A 19,582-nucleotide genomic window follows, 5' to 3' on the forward strand; every position below is an offset into this window, starting at 1 on the left:
CTGATGGCTTGCTTTTGCCCGGCGGACCCTATTTCGCCGGCGAAACGCAAGCGTAACAGATTTAAGACAAATTCATGACAGCGGGCGAATTGTAGCATTGCATGGGTTGTCGTGCCGGTCGGGGCGCCATCCGCTGACCCATGTCAGCCCAAAATCCCGTCAAATGCCGCCACCCTCAGCGGTTTTCGACCGCCGGCATGGTCACTGCACAGCCACAGTTGGAGGGTATCTTGTCCGGGACAATCGTCCGCGGCATCGGCATTTGGCGACAAGTCCCAATATATGCCCTGCGCGCCGCAAACCTGACAGAACGCAGGCACCGGCGTGCCACCGGACGCGGCCGTAGAGGAAAACAGGCACATCCCGCCAGCCGCGCAGGGCCGGCGGGAGGCTCATGTGGATCAGGCGCCGAGCCAGGCCTCGAACGCGTCGAGATGGTTGGCCGATCCGTCCAAGAGGTTGTCGTAGACTGCGGCCAAGGCGGTACCCTCGACCGACGAGGCGGCTTCCTGAAGGTCGACGATGTCGGTCTCTTCGATCAGGACCCCGACCTCCAGCGCCGCTGTCGCGGACTCGCTGCCCTGCGCAAGCAACGTGTCGTACAGCGCCTGCAGGTCGGGGTTCACGAAGCTGCCGGCCGGTTCGGCAAGGATCGCGGATACGTCGATATCCATGACATCCGCTTGCGCCAAGAGCGCCGCGACATGGCTGTCCTCGGACTCCGCGATATTGGCGAAGATCTGAAGCCCGGTCTGGTCATAGAGAGCTTCGTAGATGTCGCCGGCCAGTTTCTCCTCCTCAAGCATGTAAAGAAGGTTGGCGATATCTTCGTCGGTGTAGGCGTCGGGCCCGCCATTGTTGTTGTTGATCCCGTCGCCGGACCCCGCGCCGCGGTTTCCGCCAGGCCCCGTGAACATGCCGTTTTTCATTATCCTGTCCTCCAGTGTTGCAGGTTTCAGTGCTGGCCGCCGATGGGAACGGGCCCCCTCGGACGGTCAGGAACGCCCCGATGGCGCCCTAATTTATGCTTCTTTGATATATCTTATTTGGGGCAACCTGACAGATCGCTGACAGCCGGCGTCAATCCGGTGCGGATTTGGCGGCAGGCACGCTCAGCCGGGCTTCCAGACCGGTATCGCGGGGATGCAGGCTCAGCGTTCCGCCCAGCGCGTCGGCGATGTCACCGGCAATCGCAAGGCCAAGGCCGGTTCCGCGCATGTCGGCGCGCGCACCGCGGGCCATCAGGGCTTCGATCCGGTCGGGGGGAATGCCGGCACCGTCGTCGATGACGGCAATGTCCACCCTGTCGCCCACGCGCCGGCCGGTCAGGCGGACCTTGCCCGCGGCGTGGCGCGCGGCATTCTCGATCAAGGCCCCCAGCGCCTCGGCCAGATCGTCGGGGTCGGCCGCGGCGACAAGGTCCGTGGGAACCTCCTGCACCCAGTCGATACTCCTGCCGCCTTGCGCCCGTGCGATCACGCTCACCAGCCCCCGGACCACATCGGCCACCGGGGCCGTCGTGTCGCGACCCCGGATCGAGACGCGGGTGCGGGCCAGTTCCCGATCCACGTGCCGCCCCATCGCAGTGGCGATGTCTTCCACCGCACCGGCGGTTTCAAGATGCCCCGCCGCGCGCAGGCGCCCTGCCTCCCCCAGCAGCGCCTGCAAGGGGGTCTTCAGCCCATGGGCAAGATCGCCGGCCCGGGTTCGCGCCGTCTCGATTTCCGCCTCCCGCGCGGCCAGAAGCGCGTCGACCTCGTTGACCAGCGGCAAGACCTCGGCAGGGAAGTCCGCGCCCAGTCTCCGCGCCTGCCCCGATCGCACCGCCGCAACCCGGTCGCGAATGGCGGCCAGCGGTCGAAGACCCACGGCGATCTGCATCCATCCCGCAGCGATCAACGCAAGCGTCAGAAGCGCCGAATAGGGTGCCAGATCGCGCAGAAAGGCAGCTTTTGCCGTGGCCAGGTCTGTCCGGTCCATTCCCACCGCGGCCCGCAAGAGCGTTCCCCCCAACCGTTCCGGCAGGGTGACGCTGCGCTCGATCACCAGCAGATCGCCCACCGGCCCGCTCAGGGTATGGACATGCTCCATCCCGTCGGGCAGCTCGTCCTCGGGCAAGGCCAGATCGACATCCCAGAGCGAGCGGGAGCGCAGGATGCGGACCGGCGTCTCGATCTGCCAGTAGAGCCCCGCATATGGGCGACTGAAGCGCGGGTCGGCCGGCGTGCGCGTCAGTTCGATTTCACCGTCCTGCCCGCGCTCCAGCCCGGCGATGACCTGATCGAGTTGCACCGACAATTCGGCGACGGCGCGCCGTTCCACATGAGCACCGAACAGCGCCGCCATGCCGAGCGAGGCCAGCGCGATGGCAGCGACGATGGCAACGGCCCCGGCCAGCGCCAGCCGCAGCCGCAGCGACAGGCGCCTCATGCCTCTGTATCCTCGTCCTGCAGGAAATAGCCAAAGCCGCGCCGCGTCCCGATCACCCCCGACCCCAGCTTGCGGCGGAGGCGCGCCACGACCGCCTCCAGCGCGTTCGTCTCGCGCGAGTCCTCATCGCCATAAAGATGGTCCAGCAATTCGGTGGGCGGAACGACCCGGCCCCGGTTCAAGGCGAGGAAGGCGAGCAGCCGGTATTCCAGCGGGGTGGTCTGAACGGGCCTGCCCCGGATTGCCACGGTCATCCGGTTGGTGTCGAGGGACAGCACGCCGACCTCCACCACCGCCTGCGCCTGTCCGGCCGCGCGCCGGACCAGCGCGCGGGCACGGGCTACCAGTTCCTCCATCCGGAAAGGTTTGGGCAGATAGTCGTCGGCACCGGCGTCGATCCCCTCGACCCGCTCCATCCATGTGCCGCGCGCGGTCAGCACCAGAACCGGCATGTCGCGGCCATTGGCGCGCCAGCGTTTCAGAACCGTCAGCCCGTCAAGATGCGGCAGGCCGAGATCCAGAACGACAAGGTCGAACTCCTCGGTATCGCCCAGAAACCATGCCTCTTCCCCATCCGCACAGGTCTCGACCCGAAAGCCCGCCGCGCCAAGGGCCGCGGACAGGTCCGCCACGATCCGCGCATCGTCTTCGACCGCAAGGGCGCGCATCAGTTTCGCCCCCCGCCATTGCCATTACCACCGCCGGAGCCACCGCCACCCGATCCGCCGGTCCCATCGCCGTTTCCCTGTCCACGACGGCCGGACCGACGCCCGTCATTGTCACCGATCCGATTATCCGTGTCAGTGCCGGACTCTGCCGTTTCTCGTCCCGTCGCGGCATCAACTTCGATCTCCAGGATCCGGCCGGACCGGGTGATCACCTCGAACTCATAGACATAGCGGCCCCGCTCGCGCTCCAGTTCCACCTCGATCACCCGCCCGCCATGGCGCGCCTGAACATCCGGCAGAATCTCCGACAAGGGCAGGATTTCGCCCCGCTCAAGGGCCGCGCGGGCGCGATCATGATCGGGATCCGCCTGCGCGGCCAAGGCCAGAAACGTCATGGCCAGGAACGGGAGTATGGAGCGCGACATCACCATCACGCCCAGGAATATACCCATTCGCCCGTGCCGCGCGACCGGCATGCACGCCCGACGCCCTCCGTCACGGGCTGACAGCGCCGAACTCGCCCAGCGTCAGCGTGCCGGAGCCGTCCTTATCCATCGTGGCAAAGCGTGCCGCCTTTCCCGTCTGGTTCGCCTCCATCCGCGCCGCATTTCGACCGCTTCCGCCGCCCATGCGCATGGCCATGTATTCGGCACGGGTCACAACGCCGTCGCCATTGCCGTCCATCTGGCGGAAAACTTGCGCGATCTCGGCCGGACTTCGGCGGTGCGCCATCCCCGGTTGCACGGCGCGTTGCCCGACAACGCCCCCCTGCATCGCATCGCCCGTACCGTTCCCGGCATAGCCCGGTGCGGCCAGCCCAAGGGCAAGGGCGATCAGGACGGGCACATATCTGCGGGTCTTCATCTCGGTCTCCTTCGGCGCTCGGATGGCCCGGCAAGACCTTTCCCGCCGGGCCATCAAAGGTTGCGGTCACGCGCGCTTGTCCCCGGTGACCATGCTGCGGGCGAGGTTTTCGCCGTGACGCGCACTTGCCAGCGCCACACCGCCCAGATGCAACAGGATCAGGATCAGCGTCAGGTTGGCGGCCACCTCGTGCACTTCCTTCCAGGCGCTTTCCTCGCCGTGTTCGCCATGCTCGTCCTCGTCGTGGTCCCCCGTATAGGCGCGCGGCCCGTCCGTTTCGGGGATTTGTGCGACGATGCCGGCCAGCGGCCCCTCACCCTCTTCGGCGGCAAGCGTGCCCATTCCGGCGAAGGCCGTCACCCCCAGCGTGACCAAGAGCGCAACCGTCATGGCCCCGCCCGCCGGGCTGTGACCGACATGGCGTTCCGCCCGGCCTGCGATCAGGTCGCGCAGATAGGCCACCGCGCGGCCCGGCCCGGTGACGAAATCGGAAAAGCGCGCCCGTTGCGGCCCGATGACCCCCCAAAGCAGGCGGAGCGCAACCGTCGCCGCGATCGCATAGCCTGCCCAGACATGCAGCCATTCAGGCTCGCCCTCTGTCAGGTAGGCGGTGGCGAAGGCGACCACCAGAACCCAATGTCCGATCCGCACCAACGGGTCCCAGACCCGGATCATACCGGTGCTGTGCGTCGCGTCCGCCATCAAAGGACCTCCGCCCCGGTCGCGGCGATGCCGCGTTGTGCAACCTTCCAATGTTTCATGCCGGTCTCCTTCTGAAATCGATGATTGGCGTTGCGCCCAGTTTAGCGCGGCAAAGCTGACAGCAGCCTGACCGCACCCGTCAGGCGGCTGTCAGGGGCCCTGTGCGAAATGCCTCTCGACACAACGCCAAGGACCATCCGCAACCATGACGTCCCGATCCACGCCCTTTCCCGAAGTTCCCGTCTGGGACATCTGGGTGCGCCTGTTCCACTGGGGCCTTGTCGCCACCGTCGCGCTGTCCGCCCTGACCGGCTTTTTCGGCGATGCCCGATGGCTGGCCGTCCACCTGGCCAGCGGCGGTACGGCGGCGGCGCTGGTCTTGGCGCGGATCGTGTGGGGCGTCTTCGGCGGCGGCCATGCCCGCTTTGCCGATTTCGTGCCACGGCCGCGGGCGCTCCTCTCCCATGTGATCGGTCAGGACCACCGCCATCGGGGGCACAACCCGGTGGGCGCGCTGATGGTGCTGGCCGTGTTCGTCGCGATCCTCGCGCTGGCGATCACCGGCCTTGTGATCCTCGGCGGCTGGCTTCGCCTTGGTCCGCTTGCCGCCGATCTGGGAACAGGGGCGGGGCACGCGGCGCGCGAGCTGCACGAGGCGGTCGCCCTTGGCGTGGCGGTGCTGGTCCTCATGCATCTGGGCGGCGTGCTGTATGAAAGCCGCCGCAGCGACGAAAACCTCGCCCGCGCCATGGTGACCGGGCTTAAGGAGGCCCGCCCGGGCGATATCGAACCGGATGGCGTTCGGCCCCGAGCGGGGCGCGCGGTCAAGACCATTGCCGCGATGGCCGCGATGCTGCTGTCGGGTGGCCTGATCCTGTCCATGCGCCCGGTTCCGAACCAGCCCGTCGCCGCGATCGACCCGCTGACGGCCGAGGAATGCGGCGCCTGCCACATGGTCTTTCACCCCAGCCTGCTGCCCGCAAGATCGTGGCAGCAGTTGATGGCCGGGCTCGACACCCATTTCGGCGAGAATGCCTGGATCGACGCGGGCGATGCCGCCGAGATCGAAGCCTGGTTGACGGCCAATGCTGCCGAAACCGTGGACACCGCCCCGGCACGCATCTTCGCGCAGCCCGCCCCCGAGGCCCCCTTCACGCTGACGGAGACCCCGGCCTGGCAGCGCCTTCACGGCACCTTGCCCGAGGCGCTGTTCAACCGTGCCCCCATCTTCACCCGCGCGAACTGCGCAGCCTGCCATGCCGATGCCGAAACCGGCCGGTTCAGCCCCTTTGCCATTTCCATTCCGAAGGAGACCACAAGATGAAACGACTGACCCTATGCCTTGCCATGCTGGCCGCGGCCCCTGCCCTGGCGCAGGACACCTCGCCCGCCCGCCTGATCGCCGGATACGAGGCCGAGGCCGGCACACCCGCCAACCCCGCCGCGGGCAAGGCCCTGTTCCTTGCGACCCACGGCACCGGCAAGCCCGACACGCCGGCCTGTACCACCTGTCACACCGACAATCCGCGCGCCGCGGGCCAAACCCGCACCGGCAAGACCATCGATCCGCTGGCCCCCTCGGCCAACCCCGACCGCTTCACCGACGTCAAGAAGGTCGAGAAATGGTTCGGCCGCAATTGCGACAGCGTGCTGGGCCGCGCCTGCACCGCCGCCGAAAAGGCCGACATCATCGCCTGGCTTTCCGGCCTTTGATCTTGAGGGAGAGTTCCATGATACGATCCGCAGCTTTCGGCCTGAGCCTTGTCATGGCTCTGCCCGCGCTCGCCGACGAGGACCGCGTGCCGCCCGTCACCCATGCCGCCACGCAAGAGGAATGCGGCGCCTGCCACATGGCCTTTCAACCGGCCTTCCTGCCTGCGCGCAGCTGGCAGGCGATCATGGCCGGTCTGGACGACCATTTCGGCGAAAACGCCCAACTGGATGACGCCACCCGTGCCGAGATCGAGGCCTATCTGCTCTCGAACGCCGCCACCCGCATCCGCAGCGTGCCCGACACTGTCACGCCCATGAAGATCAGCGACCTGCCGTGGTTCAAGCGCGAGCATGGCCGCGAAGTCTCGGCCCGGATGATGGAACGGGCCAAGACCATGTCCAACTGCGTCGCCTGCCACCGCGGCGCCGAACGCGGAATCTATGAAGACGACTGAGGCCGTCAGGACCGCCGCCCGCGACCATTCGCGGTCGCGGGCGGCGGAAAAGAACTGTCCCGGGCCGACAGATGGCCTTATCTCTGCCGCCGATGGCGCGGTTGCGCTGACGTGAACAGGCACGGCTGACGGAAAGGCGGCTTTTCCCGAATGTTGAACTTGAACGAAGAGACCCGGCCGTTGGTTCTGACGGCCATCACCCTTGCCGGAATGCTGGTGGCCGCGGTCGCACGTTGGTTGTGGCCCGCGGACCTGCCCTGGGGGGACGCCGCCGAACTCGCCGCGCTTTTGTCCGTCTATGGCGCCGGCGGCGTCCCGGCCGGCCTTCGGGCGCTTGAGGCGCTGGTGCGGGAGCGCGAGCTTGACATCGACCTGCTGATGGTGATCGCGGCGCTGGCCGCCGCCGCCGTGGGGGCCCCTTTCGAGGGCGCGGTGCTGCTGACGCTGTTCAGCCTGTCCACCACGCTGGAACACCGCGCCATGGGCCGGGCGCGCCGGGCCATCGAGGCGTTGATGGAATTGCGACCCGACCGGGCCCTGCGCCGCACTGACGCCGGTACCGAGGAGGTGCCAGTGGAAACGCTCGCCCCCGGCGATGTGGTGATCTTGCGCCCCGGCGCACGGGTACCCGTGGACGGTGTTATCGTCGAGGGCGAAGGCGCGCTGGACGAGGCCACGATCACCGGCGAATCCGTCCCGGTGCACAAGACGCCCGGCGCGCAGGTCTTCGAGGCCACGGTGAACCTGCACGGCGTGCTTGCGGTCGAGGTCGCCCGGCCCCTGTCGGAAAGCACGGTCGCGCGCATGATCGCGCTGGTGACCGAGGCGCACGCGGCCCGCGCCCCGTCGGAACGGTTCTCGGAATGGTTCGGGCAGCGCTACACGGTCGCGGTTCTTGCGGGCGCGGTCCTTGCCTTTGCCGCGTTCCTTGCGCTTGGCGACGGCTGGCATCAGGCGCTGTACCGTGCGGCCACGCTGCTTGTCGCGGCAAGCCCCTGTGCCATCGTGATCTCGGTGCCGGCGGCCATCCTGTCGGCCCTGTCGGCCTCGGCCCGCGGCGGTGTTCTGTTCAAGGGCGGCGCCGCGCTGGAAACACTGGCGCGGGTCGACATCTTCGCCTTCGACAAGACCGGCACTCTGACCACCGGGCGGCAGGAGGTCGTCGATATCGCCTGCACCGGCGACGAAACCGAGTTCCTGTCGCGCCTTGCCGGGCTGGAGGCACAGTCCGAACATCCGATCGCCGAGGCGATCCGCCGCCATACCGCCGCGCGGAATATCACTCCGGCAGAGGTGCGCGAAGCCCGCGCCGTGCCGGGGGCGGGGATGGTCGGCGTCGATGACGAGGGCATGATCTGGGCCGGAAACACCCGGCTGGCCGAAAAGATGGGCGCCCGGGCCGCGCCGGTCGTGCTGCCGCAACCGATCGAGGGGTTGCAAACCGGCCACCGGACACTGGTGATGCTGGGCCGCGGCGCGCGCGTTCTGGGCGCGCTGACGGTAGAGGATCGCCCGCGGGACAGCGCCAAGGCCGGGTTGCAGGCGCTGCGGCAGGGGGCGGTGAAGCAGATCGCGATGCTGACCGGCGACCGCCGCGCCGTGGCAGATCGGGTCGGCGCGGACCTGGGGATCGGCGCGGATGAGATCCGTGCCGATCTGCACCCCGAAGACAAACTGAACATTGTCGCCGACCTGACAGCCCACGGCCGGGTGGCCTTTGTCGGCGACGGCGTGAACGATGCCGCGGCCCTTGCCCGCGCCGATGTGGGCATCGCCATGGGTGCGGCGGGGTCCGAGGTCGCGCTTCAGGCCGCCGATGTGGCGCTGCTGTCCGACGACATTCGCCGTCTGGCCATGGCGCATCGGCTGGCCCGCCGCACCGCGCGGATCATCCGGCAGAACCTGATCTTCGCCATGGGCGCGATGGTGGTGCTGGTCACCACGGGGCTGTTCTTTCACCTTCCCCTGCCGGTCGCCGTGGTGGGCCATGAGGGCGGCACCGTGCTGGTGGTCCTGAACGGACTGCGCCTTTTGACCGATCCGATCCGGAAGCCCTTGGGATAAGCGCGGGGTCCAGCGCATCGCCCGCTTGCTTATGCGCAAGAGCGCATGTAAGAGGCGTCTCATGATCCTCCCTGTCCTCACCGCGCTTGCGGAACCGACCCGGCTGGAGGCGATGCGCCTGCTTGATGACGGGTCCGAACATTGCGTCTGCGAATTGATGGCCCGGCTCGACGCCACGCAAAGCCGGATGTCGCGGCACATGAAGGTGCTGAAACAGGCGGGCCTCGTGACCGACCGGCGCGATGCGCAATGGGTCCGATATCGCCGAAACCCGAACCTGCCGCCCGAGATCGCGGCGGTTCTGGCGGCGGTGCTGGATGCGGCCGCAGCCGGCGAAAGGAACGTCGCATGACGACTGAAACCGAACATTTCCCGGCCGGTCCGCAACCAAGCTGGCTCTGGCATCTCGGCGTGCTGGCCGCCGTGGCCGCTTGGGTCCTCGTTTACCGCCAACTGCACACGCTGGCCGAGGCTTTGACCGCGCTCTTGCCGGTGGCGCGCGAGACCCATACGGGCGAGGCCATCGCCTTTTTCCTCTACGACGTGCCCAAGGTGATGATGCTGCTCACGCTGATTGTGTTCGCGATGGGCGTGGTGCGCAGTTTCTTCAGCGCCGAAAAGACCCGCGCCCTGCTCTCTGGCCGGGCCGAGGGTGTGGGCAACGTCATGGCGGCGGGGCTTGGGATCCTGACACCGTTCTGCTCCTGCTCGGCGGTGCCGCTCTTTATCGGTTTCGTCTCGGCGGGCGTGCCGCTGGGCGTCACCTTCTCGTTCCTGATCGCGGCACCGATGGTGAACGAGGTCGCGCTGGTCCTGCTGTTCGGTCTGGTCGGCTGGACGGTGGCGGTGACCTACCTGCTATTCGGGCTGGCCATCGCCATCGTCGCCGGCTTTGTCATCGGCAAGCTGCGGCTGGAAGGCTGGTTGCAGGACTGGGTGCGCGGGATCCACACAAGTGCAGATGGCCCCGGTGCGATCGAGGGCGAGGCGATGACCATGGTCGACCGCTACCGCGCCGGCCTGCAAGCGGTGCGCGATATCGTCTCAAAGGTCTGGATCTGGATCCTCGCGGGCATCGGCATCGGGGCCCTGATCCACGGCTATGTGCCAGAGGACCTGATGGTGCGGATCATGGGCGCGGATGCGTGGTGGTCGGTGCCCGCCGCGGTCATCCTTGGCATCCCCATGTACACCAACGCCGCCGGCGTGATCCCCATCGTCGAAGCCCTGTTGGGCAAGGGCGCTGCGCTGGGCACGGTGCTGGCCTTCATGATGTCGGTGATCGCTCTCAGCCTGCCCGAGATGATCATCCTGCGGCAGGTTCTGACGCTCCGCCTGATCGCCGTTTTCATCGGCGTGGTGGGCAGCGGCATCCTTGCCGTGGGTTTCCTCTTCAACGCGATATTCTGACGGAGAACGACATGAAGAACGTCAAGGTCTATGGCCCCGGCTGCAAGCGCTGCGACACGACCGCAGATATGGTGAAGGAAACCGCCGCACGGCTGGGCATCGCCGTCGAGGTGGAGAAGGTGACGGATGCGAAATCCATTGCCATGGCGGGCGTGATGTCGACGCCGGGGATCAGCATCGACGGCAAGCTGGTTCATGCGGGCGGGCTGCCGGAAGGGAGCAAGCTGGAAGGCTGGCTCTCCGCTTGAGCCGCCGGCTCCTGGCACGCTCCCTGCCTCCTCACCGCAACAGACCGGCGCGCCGAACGTAAATCTCGGCCCGCCGCTTCAGTAATATGCCGACAGGATGGGCGACGGTGACCGGGGCCCCTCATGCTTGTCACGGGATCTGACGCAAGCCACGCCATCGGCGGCATGATGCGGAGCGGTGGATGACGAAGCCGTGACCGCAAACGGGTTCGTTTGACTTGCGCTCGGGGCGGTCGCGCCCGCACTCTTTTCAGCGAACCTTGGCGATGGGCATCGGACGCGAGGACGCGATGGAAATGATCCGACGACTTTGGCCGACGATTGCGCTTGTTGCGCTTCCCGCGATGGCCATGGCCCAGCAGGGTCACGACATGGCGGGCCATCATATGGGCGCGCCTTTGGATGGGCCGACCGAGGCAGGACAGGCGGCCTTTGCGGCGATTGCCGAGATTGTCGGGATATTGCAGGCAGACCCGGCCACGGACTGGTCGCGCGTGGATATCGATGCCCTGCGCCAGCATCTGGTCGACATGGACAACGTCACCCTGCACGCCAATGTCGCGTCGCGCGATATCGACGGCGGCGCCGACTTTGCCGTGACCGCGGAGAGCGCAGACGTGGCAACCTCGATCCGGGCGATGGTGCCGGCCCATGCCGCAATGATGACTGGGGCCCAGGGATTGATGATGGCCACGGAGCCGTTGCCCGACGGCGTGCGCCTGACCGTGACCGGGCCAGCCCCCGAGATGATCCGGGGCCTCGGCTTTTTCGGGATCATGGCGCTGGGCGGCCACCACCAGCCCCATCACCTTGCCATCGCTCGGGGGCAGGCCCCGCATGGCGGTCACTAGCAGGCTGCTGAACAAGCACACGACATGCGCCTGCGGCCGAAACCTTTCGGACCATCGTCCCGAAGCTGGTCCGGGCGACTAGCCCGGGCCGCGCCCGACCCTCGCCCCGGAGAGCCGCGTCCCTACTTGCCTTGCCCCATCATCGCCTACAAGGAATGGTCTTCTCTTGCGAAAGCGGGGTCTCGGTTTTTTCAGCAGACTGGAAGCCCCAGGGCTCAGGCGGCGTCGTAGCTGGCGAAGACCTCGGTCGATCCATCCCTTCGGAGGAGGAACACGTCATAGGCCTCGCGCCGGCTTTCCGGTCCCATGCCGGGCGAGCCATAAGGCATACCGGGCACCGCCAGTCCCACCGCATCCGGACGGTCGGCCAACAGGCGCCAGATGTCGGCCGGGGGCACATGGCCCTCGACCACATACCCCGCCACCATCGCGGTATGGCAAGAGACCATGCTGTGCGGCACGCCCTTGTCCAGCTTGTAGCGGATGAGCGCCACACCGGCCGCCGCCTCTTTGGTCACGCGGAAGCCGTCGGCGTCGAGGATCCGCATCCATGCGGAGCAACATCCGCAACCGGGATCCGTGACGACGTGAATGCGTGGTCCCGCTGCGGCCAGCGCAGGCGCCGCCACAACAAGCCCTGCCGCCGCCGACAACAGGAACCCCCTGCGCGCGAGTGCGGGTCCGGTCATTTCGATCTCCTCCGTTTCGGGGCAAAGCCGCCCGTCTTGTTCATGTTGATCCAGTGATCGGCCGGTTCCGGCCTATACCGGCGGCGTCCCACATCCGGCCCGTCTGGCCTGATCCGGTCAGGCATCCGTGGCGAGTGGCGTTGCCGCATATCCTGCCTGTTCGAGGGCGGCGGCAAGATCGGCCTCGCTCAACGACGTCGTTACGGCGACGGTGCGCGTGTCGAGATCGCAGCCGACCTTTGCCGCGGCATCTTTCGCCATGATGGCTTTCTCGATTGCGGCGGTGCAATGGCCGCAGCTCATATCAGGCACGCTGAATTTCATGTTGGGCTCCACTTGGTTTCTCACCCTTCAACATGCGGCTTCCACGCGCTGGAAGGTCAAGGCCAGGAGGGCGCCTCTCGAAAACGTGCGTGTTTCGGCTTGGCCTTCCTGCGAATGGAAGCCGCGCCTTCAGGCCATAGTGCGCGATCCAACGGCGGCGTGACGATGAAGGGCGTCGAGCGGATGCAGCAATACGCGCCGGTCCCGCGGCCCCTTCAGGATGCGGCGCGGGACGGCACCTGCCTTTGTTCTACCTCGATGGTCACATGCGACAGGGTGTGGAGGTGGGACAGGCGTGCCCGATAGCTTGCGGGGGCGTTGGGGGTATCGGTGTGAAGCGCCACGATGGCCCCGTGATGCCCGGGGCCAAGCTGCCAGACGTGCAGATCGGTGATGCGCGTGTCGTCATCCTCAAGCACGCCTCGGATTTCGTTCGGCAGGTCGTCTTCCTCGGGCACATAATCGACCAGAACACGCCCGGCATCCTGAAGCAGCCCCCAGGACCAGCGTGCGATCACCAATGCACCCACAATCCCGATCATCGGATCCAGCCAGACCCAGCCATAGGCCTTCCCCGCCAGAAGCGCGACGATGGCAAGGATCGAGGTCAGCGCATCGGCCAGAACGTGAAGATATGCCGCGCGAAGGTTATTGTCATGGGCGTGGCCATGACCGTGGCCATGACCGTGACCGTGACCGTGATGGTCGTGATCATGGCCTTCGTGCAGCAAGGCGGCGCTGCCGAGATTTACCAGAAGACCGATCACGGCCACCGCGATCGCCTGCGTAAAGTCGATCTCGACCGGGCTGGCAAGCCGCAGCAGACTTTCCCAGCCGATCAGAAGCGCCACGACGCCCAGAACGACCGCACTGCCAAAGCCCGCGAGATCGCCAAGCTTGCCGGTGCCGAAGGTGAACCGCGGATTGTGGGCGTGGCGCCGGGCGTAGCGGTAGGCCAGTGCCGTGATCAGCAAGGCCGCGGCATGGGTGGACATATGCCAGCCATCCGCGACCAGCGCCATGGACCCGAAGATCGTGCCGGCCGCAATCTCGACGACCATCATCGTCGCGGTGATGGCGATCACGATCCAGGTGCGGCGGGCATTGCGGTCATGATGCGCGCCGAGGAAGACATGGTCATGCGGGCCGTCCCCGCCGGCATACGGTGCACTGTGATGATGGGTATGATCGTGCATGTCGGGCCTTCCCGTGCCTACACAGGTGTTTTCATCGATTGCGGACCGCCCGGGCGGCGCCCCGTGCCTTGATCAGCGGGTCTTTCTTCTCGCACGCCCGACCCACTGGTAGGTGGCGTCGGAAAAGGGCGCTTGCGCTCCGCAGCCAAGGGAACAGCCGCGGCAGCCTCCGCAAGATCGGGCCGGGGCGTCACCGCAACTGCGGATCATGCCTTTCCCTTCCAGCACCTCCATCATCCCCCGCATCGCTTCGGGGTCGGTGTCGAACCGGTTCGAAAGCTCTTGAAGAGAGACATTTTGAGCCTCGGCACAATAGGAGCGGATGTCGGACAAAAGCATGGCCCGCTCCTACTCGGCCGGAACCGAGGAAGAGGCCGGCCGCCTTGTGGCGGCCGACGATGCAAGGCGCATCGCCACCAGGACCGAGGCGAGAACCACAAGCACCCCGGCAATCCACGACCCGGCCGTCGCGGGATGCGTGGCCAGACGGCTGGCCTGATAGGCAATGACCGCAGAGCCATAGGCCAGCCCCGTTGTCCAGCTGACCGCGAACAGCGCCCACCGGGTGCCGGTCTCACGCCAGATCGCCCCCGTGGCGGCAACGCAGGGCGCATAGAGAAGGATCATCAGAAGATAGGCAAAGGCCCCGGCCGTGCCGTCAAAGCGCGCGACCATGGCCCCGAAGATACCCGCATCGACGCCCTGATCCGCTGCCGTGGCGGCCTGATCCGTGACATCGCCGATATTCAGGCCAAGCGGATCGGCCAGGCTGGCCACCGCATCGGCCATGTTGGCCGGGATCGAGGCTAGGGCCTCACTGATGCCTGCCATGACGCTGAACGTTTCCACTTCGTCGGTTTCGTCCTCGGCCATCTGGCCATACAGCGCGTTCAGCGTGCCGACCACGGCCTCTTTCGCAAAGATCCCGGTGAACAGGCCGACGGTGGCGGGCCAGTTCTCTTCGTGGATACCAATCGGCTCCACCACGGGGGTGACGGCCTTGCCGATCGAGGCAAGCACGGACCGGTCGCTGTCCTCGTTTCCAAAGGATCCGTCCGTGCCCAGAGAGTTGAGGAAGCCCAGCACCACCACCACCGCGACGATCATCTTGCCCGCCTTGAAGAGAAAGCCCTTCAGCCGCTCCCATGTGGTGCGCAGCACGCTTTTCAGGGTGGGGATGTGATAGGGTGGCAATTCCATGATCAAGGGCGAGGTCTGACCGCGCAGGAGCGTGTTCTTCAGCACCAGCCCGGTCAGCACCGCGGCGGCAATCCCCAGCAGGTAAAGCGCGAAGACGATGTTCTGCCCGCCGGTCGGGAAGAAGGCCGCGGCAAACAGCACATAAACCGGCAGCCGCGCCCCGCAGGACATGAAGGGTGCCATCATCGCCGTCATGATCCGGTCGCGCCGGTTGTCGAGCGTGCGGGTCGCCATGACCGCGGGCACCGTGCAGCCGAAGCCCAGGATCATCGGGATGAACGACTTGCCCGGCAGACCGATGGCGCGCATCGACCGGTCCATCACGAAGGCCGCGCGGGACATGTAGCCTGAATCCTCGAGGAAGGTGAGGAACAGGAACAGGAAACCGATGACCGGAATGAAGGTGGCGACGGTCTGGATGCCCGCGCCGACGCCCTGCGGCAACAGCGCGATCAGCCATTCGGGCGCGCCCGCACCTGTCAGCATCTCGGTCAGCCAGTCCACCAGCAGCGTGCCGGTCAGGATGTCGAAAAAGTCGATGAAGGCGCTCGCGAAATTGATCGCAAACAGGAACATCAGATACATCACGAACAGGAAAATCGGGATGCCGAGCACGCGGTTCAGAACCACCGTGTCGATCCGGTCCGACAGGGTATGCGAAATACGGTGGGTGCGCTTGACGCAAGCACGCGCCAGACCATGGGCGAAGCCGTAGCGTGCATCGGCCAGCAGGATGTCGATGTCTTCGTCCAGACTGTCCTCGACCCGGATCCGTTCTTCCTCTGCAAGGGTGCGAAGCGCGGGGTCTGCCATCGCCTCGGCCGCGGGATCGCCATCCAGCAGTTTGACCGCCAGCCAGCGCGGGTCGACCCGCCGGGAATGGGCCAGATCCGTCACCGCGGGCAAAAGCGCGGAAATTGCCGCTTCGACCTCGGTCGGATGGGAGACATTCGCCTCGGGCGCGGCCGGGGCCTCTGCGGCGGCCAGGATGGCATCCTTCAGGGCTTCGACGCCCTTCTTGCGGGACGCCACGATGGGGACAACCGGACAGCCGATCCGCTTTGACAAGGCGACGGGATCGACGCGCACGCCGTTTTCCTCGGCCATGTCGATCATGTTCAGCGCGACGATCATCGGCACGCGCATCTCGACCAGTTGCGCGGTCAGATACAGGTTGCGCTCAAGGTTGGAGGCATCGACGATGTTGATGACGAGGTCCGGTTCGCCCGACAGGATGTAGTCGCGCGCGACGCTTTCATCGAGGCCGGTTTCGGACACGCTGCCCAATGAATAGGTGCCGGGCAGATCGACGACGGTGACCGACGCATCACCGTGGGTAAAGCTGCCTTCCTTGCGCTCGACGGTGACGCCGGCCCAGTTGCCGACGCGCTGACGCGACCCGGTCAGAGCGTTGAACAAGGTCGTCTTGCCGCAATTGGGGTTGCCGGCGGTGGCGATTGTCAGCGCGGTCATCGGGTGCCCTCCTCAAGGGTAAGCAGGGCGAATTCGTCCTTGCGCAGCGACAGCGCGAAACCGCGAACCCGGATTTCGACGGGATCGCCCAAGGGGGCGACGCGGGTGATCGTGAATTCGGTGCCGGGGGTCAGGCCCATGGTGAGCAGACGTTCACGGCCGGCCCGGTTGCCACGCGCGAAGCCCTTGACCCGCGCGGTCTCTCCGACTTTCGGAAGCGCGCCTTGCATCATGCCTCGCCCCCATCGTCATTCGCCGGTTCCACAAGCACCTTGCCGGCAAGGCCATGACCAAGCGCCAGACGACAGTCACCCACCCCGATCAGCATCGGGCAGCCACCGCCACGCTTCAGGATGCGGACCCGCGCGCCCACGGCAAGCCCCATGTCGGTCAGGCGATGATGGGCATTCCGGCCCGACCGCAACGCCACGACCCGCAGCCATACGCCCTCGTCGGCCAGAGCAAGCGGGCATGCATTCGGCCCGGACAGGCAATCGGACGGAGCACCACTCGGCACGCAACAGGACTGACCCGCGGCATGGCGACAATCCTCGCTGTCTGCGATGCTGTCACCCCGACCGGGAACACCCCAAGACTGACGTGCGATATGCGGCGTTTCGCCTGCGCTTTCGCGGATGTTGAGAGTTCTGGTCATGCGCGTTCCCTGTTCTGGCAGAAATTCCCGACGAATACGGTCATCTATTTTGGGATGCCGATGGACATGCCTTGATCCAGATCAAGCCGTCAAGGTGTCTGACTGTTTTACTCTGATTTTTGATCGATCCATGAGCGACGGAAAGAGCGCGTTGCTGCAGGATTGGGCGATTCCGACAGGGCAGCCGCGCGGTACATGACCGGATACCCCGTCCCGTGGACTTGCCTGGCCAAGACGGGTTCATTCCTCAGATGGCCATCGGCAGTCGCTCCAAATTCCTCTGGGCTGCGGGGTGCAACGAGGTCCAGCGTTGCCTGGGGATGGCAGGGAGGTTTCCGTGGTCCACCGTGACTGGTTCAACATCCGCCGCTTTAGCAAGCCGATTTGAAACACGCCACCCGCCGGAACCGAAGCAAGCTTCGACGTCACTACCGATATGCCGCGCGGGAAGAGGCCCCCAAGAAAGGCCCGCCTACCCCGGTCGATGTCGTCGTTCTGCCCCGGAAAAGAGATATTCTTGTCCGGTCTGAACGATATCAGCGCCAGCAAAGGTGGAGTTGCGCCGAGTTCGGCCTGACGCGACGGCGCATATCCGGCGCGATCGAACGGCCCGCTTTCTTGGCACGTTAGGGACTTGCCGGGATGAACGGCGGAATCCCAAGGCATTGCTTGGGGGCCGTGTGAACGCCTTCAGGATATCGAAAGACCTATCGGCTTTAAGATGGTCGACAGAGCGGGAGTGCAGAATGAGGTTATGGCGTAAGGCCTTCGGGCAAGATCCGCACGCGTTCAGGCACCGCGCCCTTGCCGACGCGGCCGACAGGATTCAGGCGATCATCTGGTTTGACCCATCGGGCAAGATCCTCGACGCGAACGCCAATTTCCTGAAGACCGTCGGCTATGAGCTCACCGAAATTCAGGGCAAGCACCATTCGCTGTTTATGGACCGCGACGAGGCCGAGAGCCCGGACTATGCCACCTTCTGGAAGGAACTCGGCCGCGGTACCACGCAGGCCAAGCGCTTCAAGCGCGTGGGCAAACACGGGCGCCACATCTGGCTTCAGGCGACCTACACGCCCACATACGGCGACGATGGCAAGATCGACAAGATCGTGAAATTCGCCACCGATATCACGCGGGAACACGCCGTCGACGTCGAAACAAGGGCAATGCTCGACGCGGTGTCGCGCAGCCAGGCCGTGATCGAATTCGACAGTTCGGGCACGATCCTTGAGGCCAACGAGAACTTCCTCAACACGATGGGCTATGCCCTGAACGAGATCGTCGCGGAACACCACTCGATCTTTGTCGACCCCGAAGATGCGGCCAGCCCCGACTACACCGCGTTCTGGCAACGCCTTGGGCGAGGAGAGTTTCAGGCGGCGCAATACAAGCGGCTGGGCAAGAACGGGCGCGAGGTCTGGATTCAGGCCACGTATAACCCGGTCTTGGACGATGACGGCAAGGTCATGAAGATCGTCAAATTCGCGACCGACATCACCGAAGAGACATTGCGCAACATCGCAACCGAGGGGCTGGCCCGCGGCCTTCAGGATCTGGCCGACGGCAAGAAGCATGTCAGGATGGGGGCTGAGGTTGCAGGCGAGTTCACCGGCTTGCGCGAGAACTTCAACCGGGCGATGGAGCGCCACGAACGGCTTGTCGAGGCCATCATGCACGACAGCGACCGGATGCTGCACGAGATCGAGGACCTTGCGCAAATCGCCGGCGATTTGTCCGGCCGTGCAGATGTTCAGGCGTCAACGCTGAAAGAAACCGCCGTGGCCATGGGGATCGTGTCGGACGCGCGACCCGCACCATCGTCAAAAGGCCCCGATGGGCAAGCCCGCGCGGGCGAAGGCAAATCGAAGGTTCAGCAGACGGTTGAGGAAACCGTCGAAGCCATGCGGCTGATCGAACAGGGCTCTGGCCAGATTTCGCAGATCGTCGAGACGATCAACGAGATTTCGCTTCAGACCAACCTGCTGGCACTGAATGCCAGCGTCGAGGCCGCGCGGGCTGGCGAGGCGGGCAAGGGCTTCGCCGTCGTGGCATCAGAGGTTCGGGCGCTGGCCCAGAAAACGGCCGACGCGACGAACCAGATCGAGGATCTGGTCAAGAAGAATTCCCGTCAGGTGAACGAGGGCGCCGAATATGTGTCGGCAACCGGCAACGTCCTGACCCGGATCGTCGAAGCTCTCACAAAGCTGAACAGCCTGACCGATCAGACCGCATCGCTCGCCGAAAGAAGTGCCAGCGGCGCATCCGACTTGACCGGTCGCGCACGGGGCCTGCGCGATCTCGCCCAATCGATGGACAGCACCACGGGTGAGGACAGCATCGACACCTACCATCAGCAGGCCGCGAATTTCTGAAGCCAGAGATGGTTTTCGAAGGTGCCGAACCGGACCCAGTTGCGCCCAAAACCAGAACGGACCTCACCACGGTTGGGGCGCGTTGCGTGCAAAAGTCCGCCCCGCTGGCCGCGGGATCGAGCGCATTGCTTTGCGCCATGAGTGCCCCACGCCGTGTCAGGCCAGGAAGCACCACAAGCGCGAAGGATGGAAGGAAGGCACCGAAGGTTCTGCGCTGAAGAAGACGGGCCTCCGGCAAATCTGGCACGAAGAAGGCAGGCGCCGG

The 19,582-nt window shown here is 65.8% G+C and carries 22 protein-coding genes; 9 read left to right on the plus strand and 13 right to left on the minus strand.

The features are described from left to right. Window positions 1-401 precede the first annotated feature (401 nt). From RGUI_RS07120 to RGUI_RS07145, 6 genes are all read right to left on the minus strand, one after another. Window positions 402-917, minus strand: a complete 516-nt coding sequence (locus RGUI_RS07120) for a DUF2202 domain-containing protein (RefSeq protein WP_216640109.1) — start codon at window positions 915-917, stop codon at window positions 402-404. Between the two features lie 163 nt (window positions 918-1,080). Continuing rightward, a complete protein-coding gene (locus tag RGUI_RS07125; protein ID WP_081532414.1) occupies window positions 1,081-2,430 on the minus strand; it encodes a HAMP domain-containing sensor histidine kinase in 1,350 nt (449 codons plus the stop codon). After that, a complete protein-coding gene (locus tag RGUI_RS07130; RefSeq protein ID WP_081532415.1) occupies window positions 2,427-3,098 on the minus strand; it encodes a response regulator transcription factor in 672 nt (223 codons plus the stop codon). Before RGUI_RS07130 ends, RGUI_RS07125 begins: the two co-directional genes overlap by 4 nt. Continuing rightward, window positions 3,098-3,550 (minus strand): PepSY domain-containing protein, encoded by a 453-nt coding sequence (locus RGUI_RS21850; protein WP_253798981.1) that lies wholly within the window; start codon window positions 3,548-3,550, stop codon window positions 3,098-3,100. The genes RGUI_RS07130 and RGUI_RS21850 overlap by 1 nt, the downstream gene beginning before the upstream one ends. A 43-nt stretch (window positions 3,551-3,593) precedes the next feature. Beyond that, a complete protein-coding gene (locus tag RGUI_RS07140) occupies window positions 3,594-3,962 on the minus strand; it encodes an EF-hand domain-containing protein (RefSeq protein ID WP_172841100.1) in 369 nt (122 codons plus the stop codon). Between the two features lie 66 nt (window positions 3,963-4,028). Then, window positions 4,029-4,664 carry a cytochrome b/b6 domain-containing protein gene (locus RGUI_RS07145; protein ID WP_081532417.1) on the minus strand — a complete coding sequence of 212 codons (636 nt, stop codon included), beginning with the start codon at window positions 4,662-4,664 and terminating at the stop codon, window positions 4,029-4,031. 205 nt (window positions 4,665-4,869) lie between these two features. On the opposite strand from RGUI_RS07145, the gene RGUI_RS07150 reads away from it, so the two are divergent. From RGUI_RS07150 to RGUI_RS07185, 8 genes are all read left to right on the plus strand, one after another. Next, window positions 4,870-5,988 (plus strand): cytochrome b/b6 domain-containing protein, encoded by a 1,119-nt coding sequence (locus RGUI_RS07150; protein WP_081532418.1) that lies wholly within the window; start codon window positions 4,870-4,872, stop codon window positions 5,986-5,988. Then, window positions 5,985-6,377, plus strand: coding sequence for a DUF1924 domain-containing protein (locus tag RGUI_RS07155; protein WP_081532419.1), 393 nt, complete (start codon window positions 5,985-5,987; stop codon window positions 6,375-6,377). Before RGUI_RS07150 ends, RGUI_RS07155 begins: the two co-directional genes overlap by 4 nt. Before the next feature lie 17 nt (window positions 6,378-6,394). Next, a complete protein-coding gene (locus RGUI_RS07160) occupies window positions 6,395-6,832 on the plus strand; it encodes a diheme cytochrome c (protein ID WP_081532420.1) in 438 nt (145 codons plus the stop codon). Between the two features lie 150 nt (window positions 6,833-6,982). Beyond that, complete coding sequence (locus RGUI_RS07165) at window positions 6,983-8,896, plus strand: heavy metal translocating P-type ATPase (protein ID WP_081532421.1); 1,914 nt, start codon at window positions 6,983-6,985, stop codon at window positions 8,894-8,896. 61 nt (window positions 8,897-8,957) lie between these two features. After that, a complete protein-coding gene (locus tag RGUI_RS07170) occupies window positions 8,958-9,248 on the plus strand; it encodes a metalloregulator ArsR/SmtB family transcription factor (protein WP_081532422.1) in 291 nt (96 codons plus the stop codon). After that, window positions 9,245-10,306: a permease gene (locus RGUI_RS07175; RefSeq protein WP_081532423.1), complete on the plus strand. Its 1,062-nt coding sequence runs from the start codon at window positions 9,245-9,247 to the stop codon at window positions 10,304-10,306. The genes RGUI_RS07170 and RGUI_RS07175 overlap by 4 nt, the downstream gene beginning before the upstream one ends. Window positions 10,307-10,317: 11 nt before the next feature. Next, a complete protein-coding gene (locus RGUI_RS07180) occupies window positions 10,318-10,554 on the plus strand; it encodes a thioredoxin family protein (protein WP_081532424.1) in 237 nt (78 codons plus the stop codon). A gap of 296 nt (window positions 10,555-10,850) precedes the next feature. Further along, window positions 10,851-11,405, plus strand: coding sequence for a hypothetical protein (locus tag RGUI_RS07185; protein ID WP_081536003.1), 555 nt, complete (start codon window positions 10,851-10,853; stop codon window positions 11,403-11,405). Window positions 11,406-11,620: 215 nt separating this feature from the next. Here the strand turns inward: RGUI_RS07185 and RGUI_RS07190 are convergent, their stop codons facing one another. From RGUI_RS07190 to RGUI_RS07220, 7 genes are all read right to left on the minus strand, one after another. After that, window positions 11,621-12,094: a DUF411 domain-containing protein gene (locus tag RGUI_RS07190; RefSeq protein ID WP_081532425.1), complete on the minus strand. Its 474-nt coding sequence runs from the start codon at window positions 12,092-12,094 to the stop codon at window positions 11,621-11,623. A 117-nt stretch (window positions 12,095-12,211) separates the two neighbouring features. Then, entirely contained in the window at window positions 12,212-12,418 is a 207-nt protein-coding gene (locus RGUI_RS07195) for a heavy-metal-associated domain-containing protein (RefSeq protein WP_081532426.1), read from the minus strand. Window positions 12,419-12,633: 215 nt separating this feature from the next. Then, window positions 12,634-13,614 carry a CDF family Co(II)/Ni(II) efflux transporter DmeF gene (gene dmeF / locus RGUI_RS07200; RefSeq protein WP_081532427.1) on the minus strand — a complete coding sequence of 327 codons (981 nt, stop codon included), beginning with the start codon at window positions 13,612-13,614 and terminating at the stop codon, window positions 12,634-12,636. 72 nt (window positions 13,615-13,686) lie between these two features. Then, window positions 13,687-13,953, minus strand: a complete 267-nt coding sequence (locus RGUI_RS07205) for a FeoC-like transcriptional regulator (RefSeq protein ID WP_081532428.1) — start codon at window positions 13,951-13,953, stop codon at window positions 13,687-13,689. A gap of 9 nt (window positions 13,954-13,962) precedes the next feature. Further along, entirely contained in the window at window positions 13,963-16,287 is a 2,325-nt protein-coding gene (gene feoB, locus RGUI_RS07210) for a Fe(2+) transporter permease subunit FeoB (protein WP_081532429.1), read from the minus strand. Next, window positions 16,284-16,520: a FeoA domain-containing protein gene (locus RGUI_RS07215; RefSeq protein ID WP_081532430.1), complete on the minus strand. Its 237-nt coding sequence runs from the start codon at window positions 16,518-16,520 to the stop codon at window positions 16,284-16,286. The genes feoB and RGUI_RS07215 overlap by 4 nt, the downstream gene beginning before the upstream one ends. After that, window positions 16,517-16,942 carry a FeoA family protein gene (locus tag RGUI_RS07220; protein WP_081532431.1) on the minus strand — a complete coding sequence of 142 codons (426 nt, stop codon included), beginning with the start codon at window positions 16,940-16,942 and terminating at the stop codon, window positions 16,517-16,519. The genes RGUI_RS07215 and RGUI_RS07220 overlap by 4 nt, the downstream gene beginning before the upstream one ends. Before the next feature lie 746 nt (window positions 16,943-17,688). On the opposite strand from RGUI_RS07220, the gene RGUI_RS07225 reads away from it, so the two are divergent. Next, window positions 17,689-19,317: a PAS domain-containing methyl-accepting chemotaxis protein gene (locus RGUI_RS07225; protein WP_081532432.1), complete on the plus strand. Its 1,629-nt coding sequence runs from the start codon at window positions 17,689-17,691 to the stop codon at window positions 19,315-19,317. Window positions 19,318-19,582: the final 265 nt, after the last annotated feature.

It is taken from the genome of Rhodovulum sp. P5, from assembly GCF_002079305.1.
Classification (GTDB): Bacteria; Pseudomonadota; Alphaproteobacteria; order Rhodobacterales; family Rhodobacteraceae; genus Rhodovulum.

Bases quoted from the DNA above. Each gene is read 5' to 3' on its own strand.
- RGUI_RS07225 (WP_081532432.1), top strand. From the start codon at position 17,689: ATGAGGTTATGGCGTAAGGCCTTCGGGCAAGATCCGCACGCGTTCAGG.
- RGUI_RS07150 (WP_081532418.1), top strand. From the start codon at position 4,870: ATGACGTCCCGATCCACGCCCTTTCCCGAAGTTCCCGTCTGGGACATC.
- RGUI_RS07175 (WP_081532423.1), top strand. From the start codon at position 9,245: ATGACGACTGAAACCGAACATTTCCCGGCCGGTCCGCAACCAAGCTGG.
- RGUI_RS07220 (WP_081532431.1), bottom strand. From the start codon at position 16,942: ATGACCAGAACTCTCAACATCCGCGAAAGCGCAGGCGAAACGCCGCAT.
- RGUI_RS07170 (WP_081532422.1), top strand. From the start codon at position 8,958: ATGATCCTCCCTGTCCTCACCGCGCTTGCGGAACCGACCCGGCTGGAG.
- RGUI_RS07180 (WP_081532424.1), top strand. From the start codon at position 10,318: ATGAAGAACGTCAAGGTCTATGGCCCCGGCTGCAAGCGCTGCGACACG.
- RGUI_RS21850 (WP_253798981.1), bottom strand. From the start codon at position 3,550: ATGGGTATATTCCTGGGCGTGATGGTGATGTCGCGCTCCATACTCCCG.
- RGUI_RS07215 (WP_081532430.1), bottom strand. From the start codon at position 16,520: ATGATGCAAGGCGCGCTTCCGAAAGTCGGAGAGACCGCGCGGGTCAAG.
- RGUI_RS07145 (WP_081532417.1), bottom strand. From the start codon at position 4,664: ATGGCGGACGCGACGCACAGCACCGGTATGATCCGGGTCTGGGACCCG.
- RGUI_RS07140 (WP_172841100.1), bottom strand. From the start codon at position 3,962: ATGAAGACCCGCAGATATGTGCCCGTCCTGATCGCCCTTGCCCTTGGG.
- RGUI_RS07120 (WP_216640109.1), bottom strand. From the start codon at position 917: ATGTTCACGGGGCCTGGCGGAAACCGCGGCGCGGGGTCCGGCGACGGG.
- RGUI_RS07125 (WP_081532414.1), bottom strand. From the start codon at position 2,430: ATGAGGCGCCTGTCGCTGCGGCTGCGGCTGGCGCTGGCCGGGGCCGTT.
- RGUI_RS07205 (WP_081532428.1), bottom strand. From the start codon at position 13,953: ATGCTTTTGTCCGACATCCGCTCCTATTGTGCCGAGGCTCAAAATGTC.
- RGUI_RS07130 (WP_081532415.1), bottom strand. From the start codon at position 3,098: ATGCGCGCCCTTGCGGTCGAAGACGATGCGCGGATCGTGGCGGACCTG.
- RGUI_RS07160 (WP_081532420.1), top strand. From the start codon at position 6,395: ATGATACGATCCGCAGCTTTCGGCCTGAGCCTTGTCATGGCTCTGCCC.
- RGUI_RS07190 (WP_081532425.1), bottom strand. From the start codon at position 12,094: ATGACCGGACCCGCACTCGCGCGCAGGGGGTTCCTGTTGTCGGCGGCG.
- dmeF (WP_081532427.1), bottom strand. From the start codon at position 13,614: ATGCACGATCATACCCATCATCACAGTGCACCGTATGCCGGCGGGGAC.
- RGUI_RS07155 (WP_081532419.1), top strand. From the start codon at position 5,985: ATGAAACGACTGACCCTATGCCTTGCCATGCTGGCCGCGGCCCCTGCC.
- RGUI_RS07185 (WP_081536003.1), top strand. From the start codon at position 10,851: ATGATCCGACGACTTTGGCCGACGATTGCGCTTGTTGCGCTTCCCGCG.
- RGUI_RS07195 (WP_081532426.1), bottom strand. From the start codon at position 12,418: ATGAAATTCAGCGTGCCTGATATGAGCTGCGGCCATTGCACCGCCGCA.
- feoB (WP_081532429.1), bottom strand. From the start codon at position 16,287: ATGACCGCGCTGACAATCGCCACCGCCGGCAACCCCAATTGCGGCAAG.
- RGUI_RS07165 (WP_081532421.1), top strand. From the start codon at position 6,983: ATGTTGAACTTGAACGAAGAGACCCGGCCGTTGGTTCTGACGGCCATC.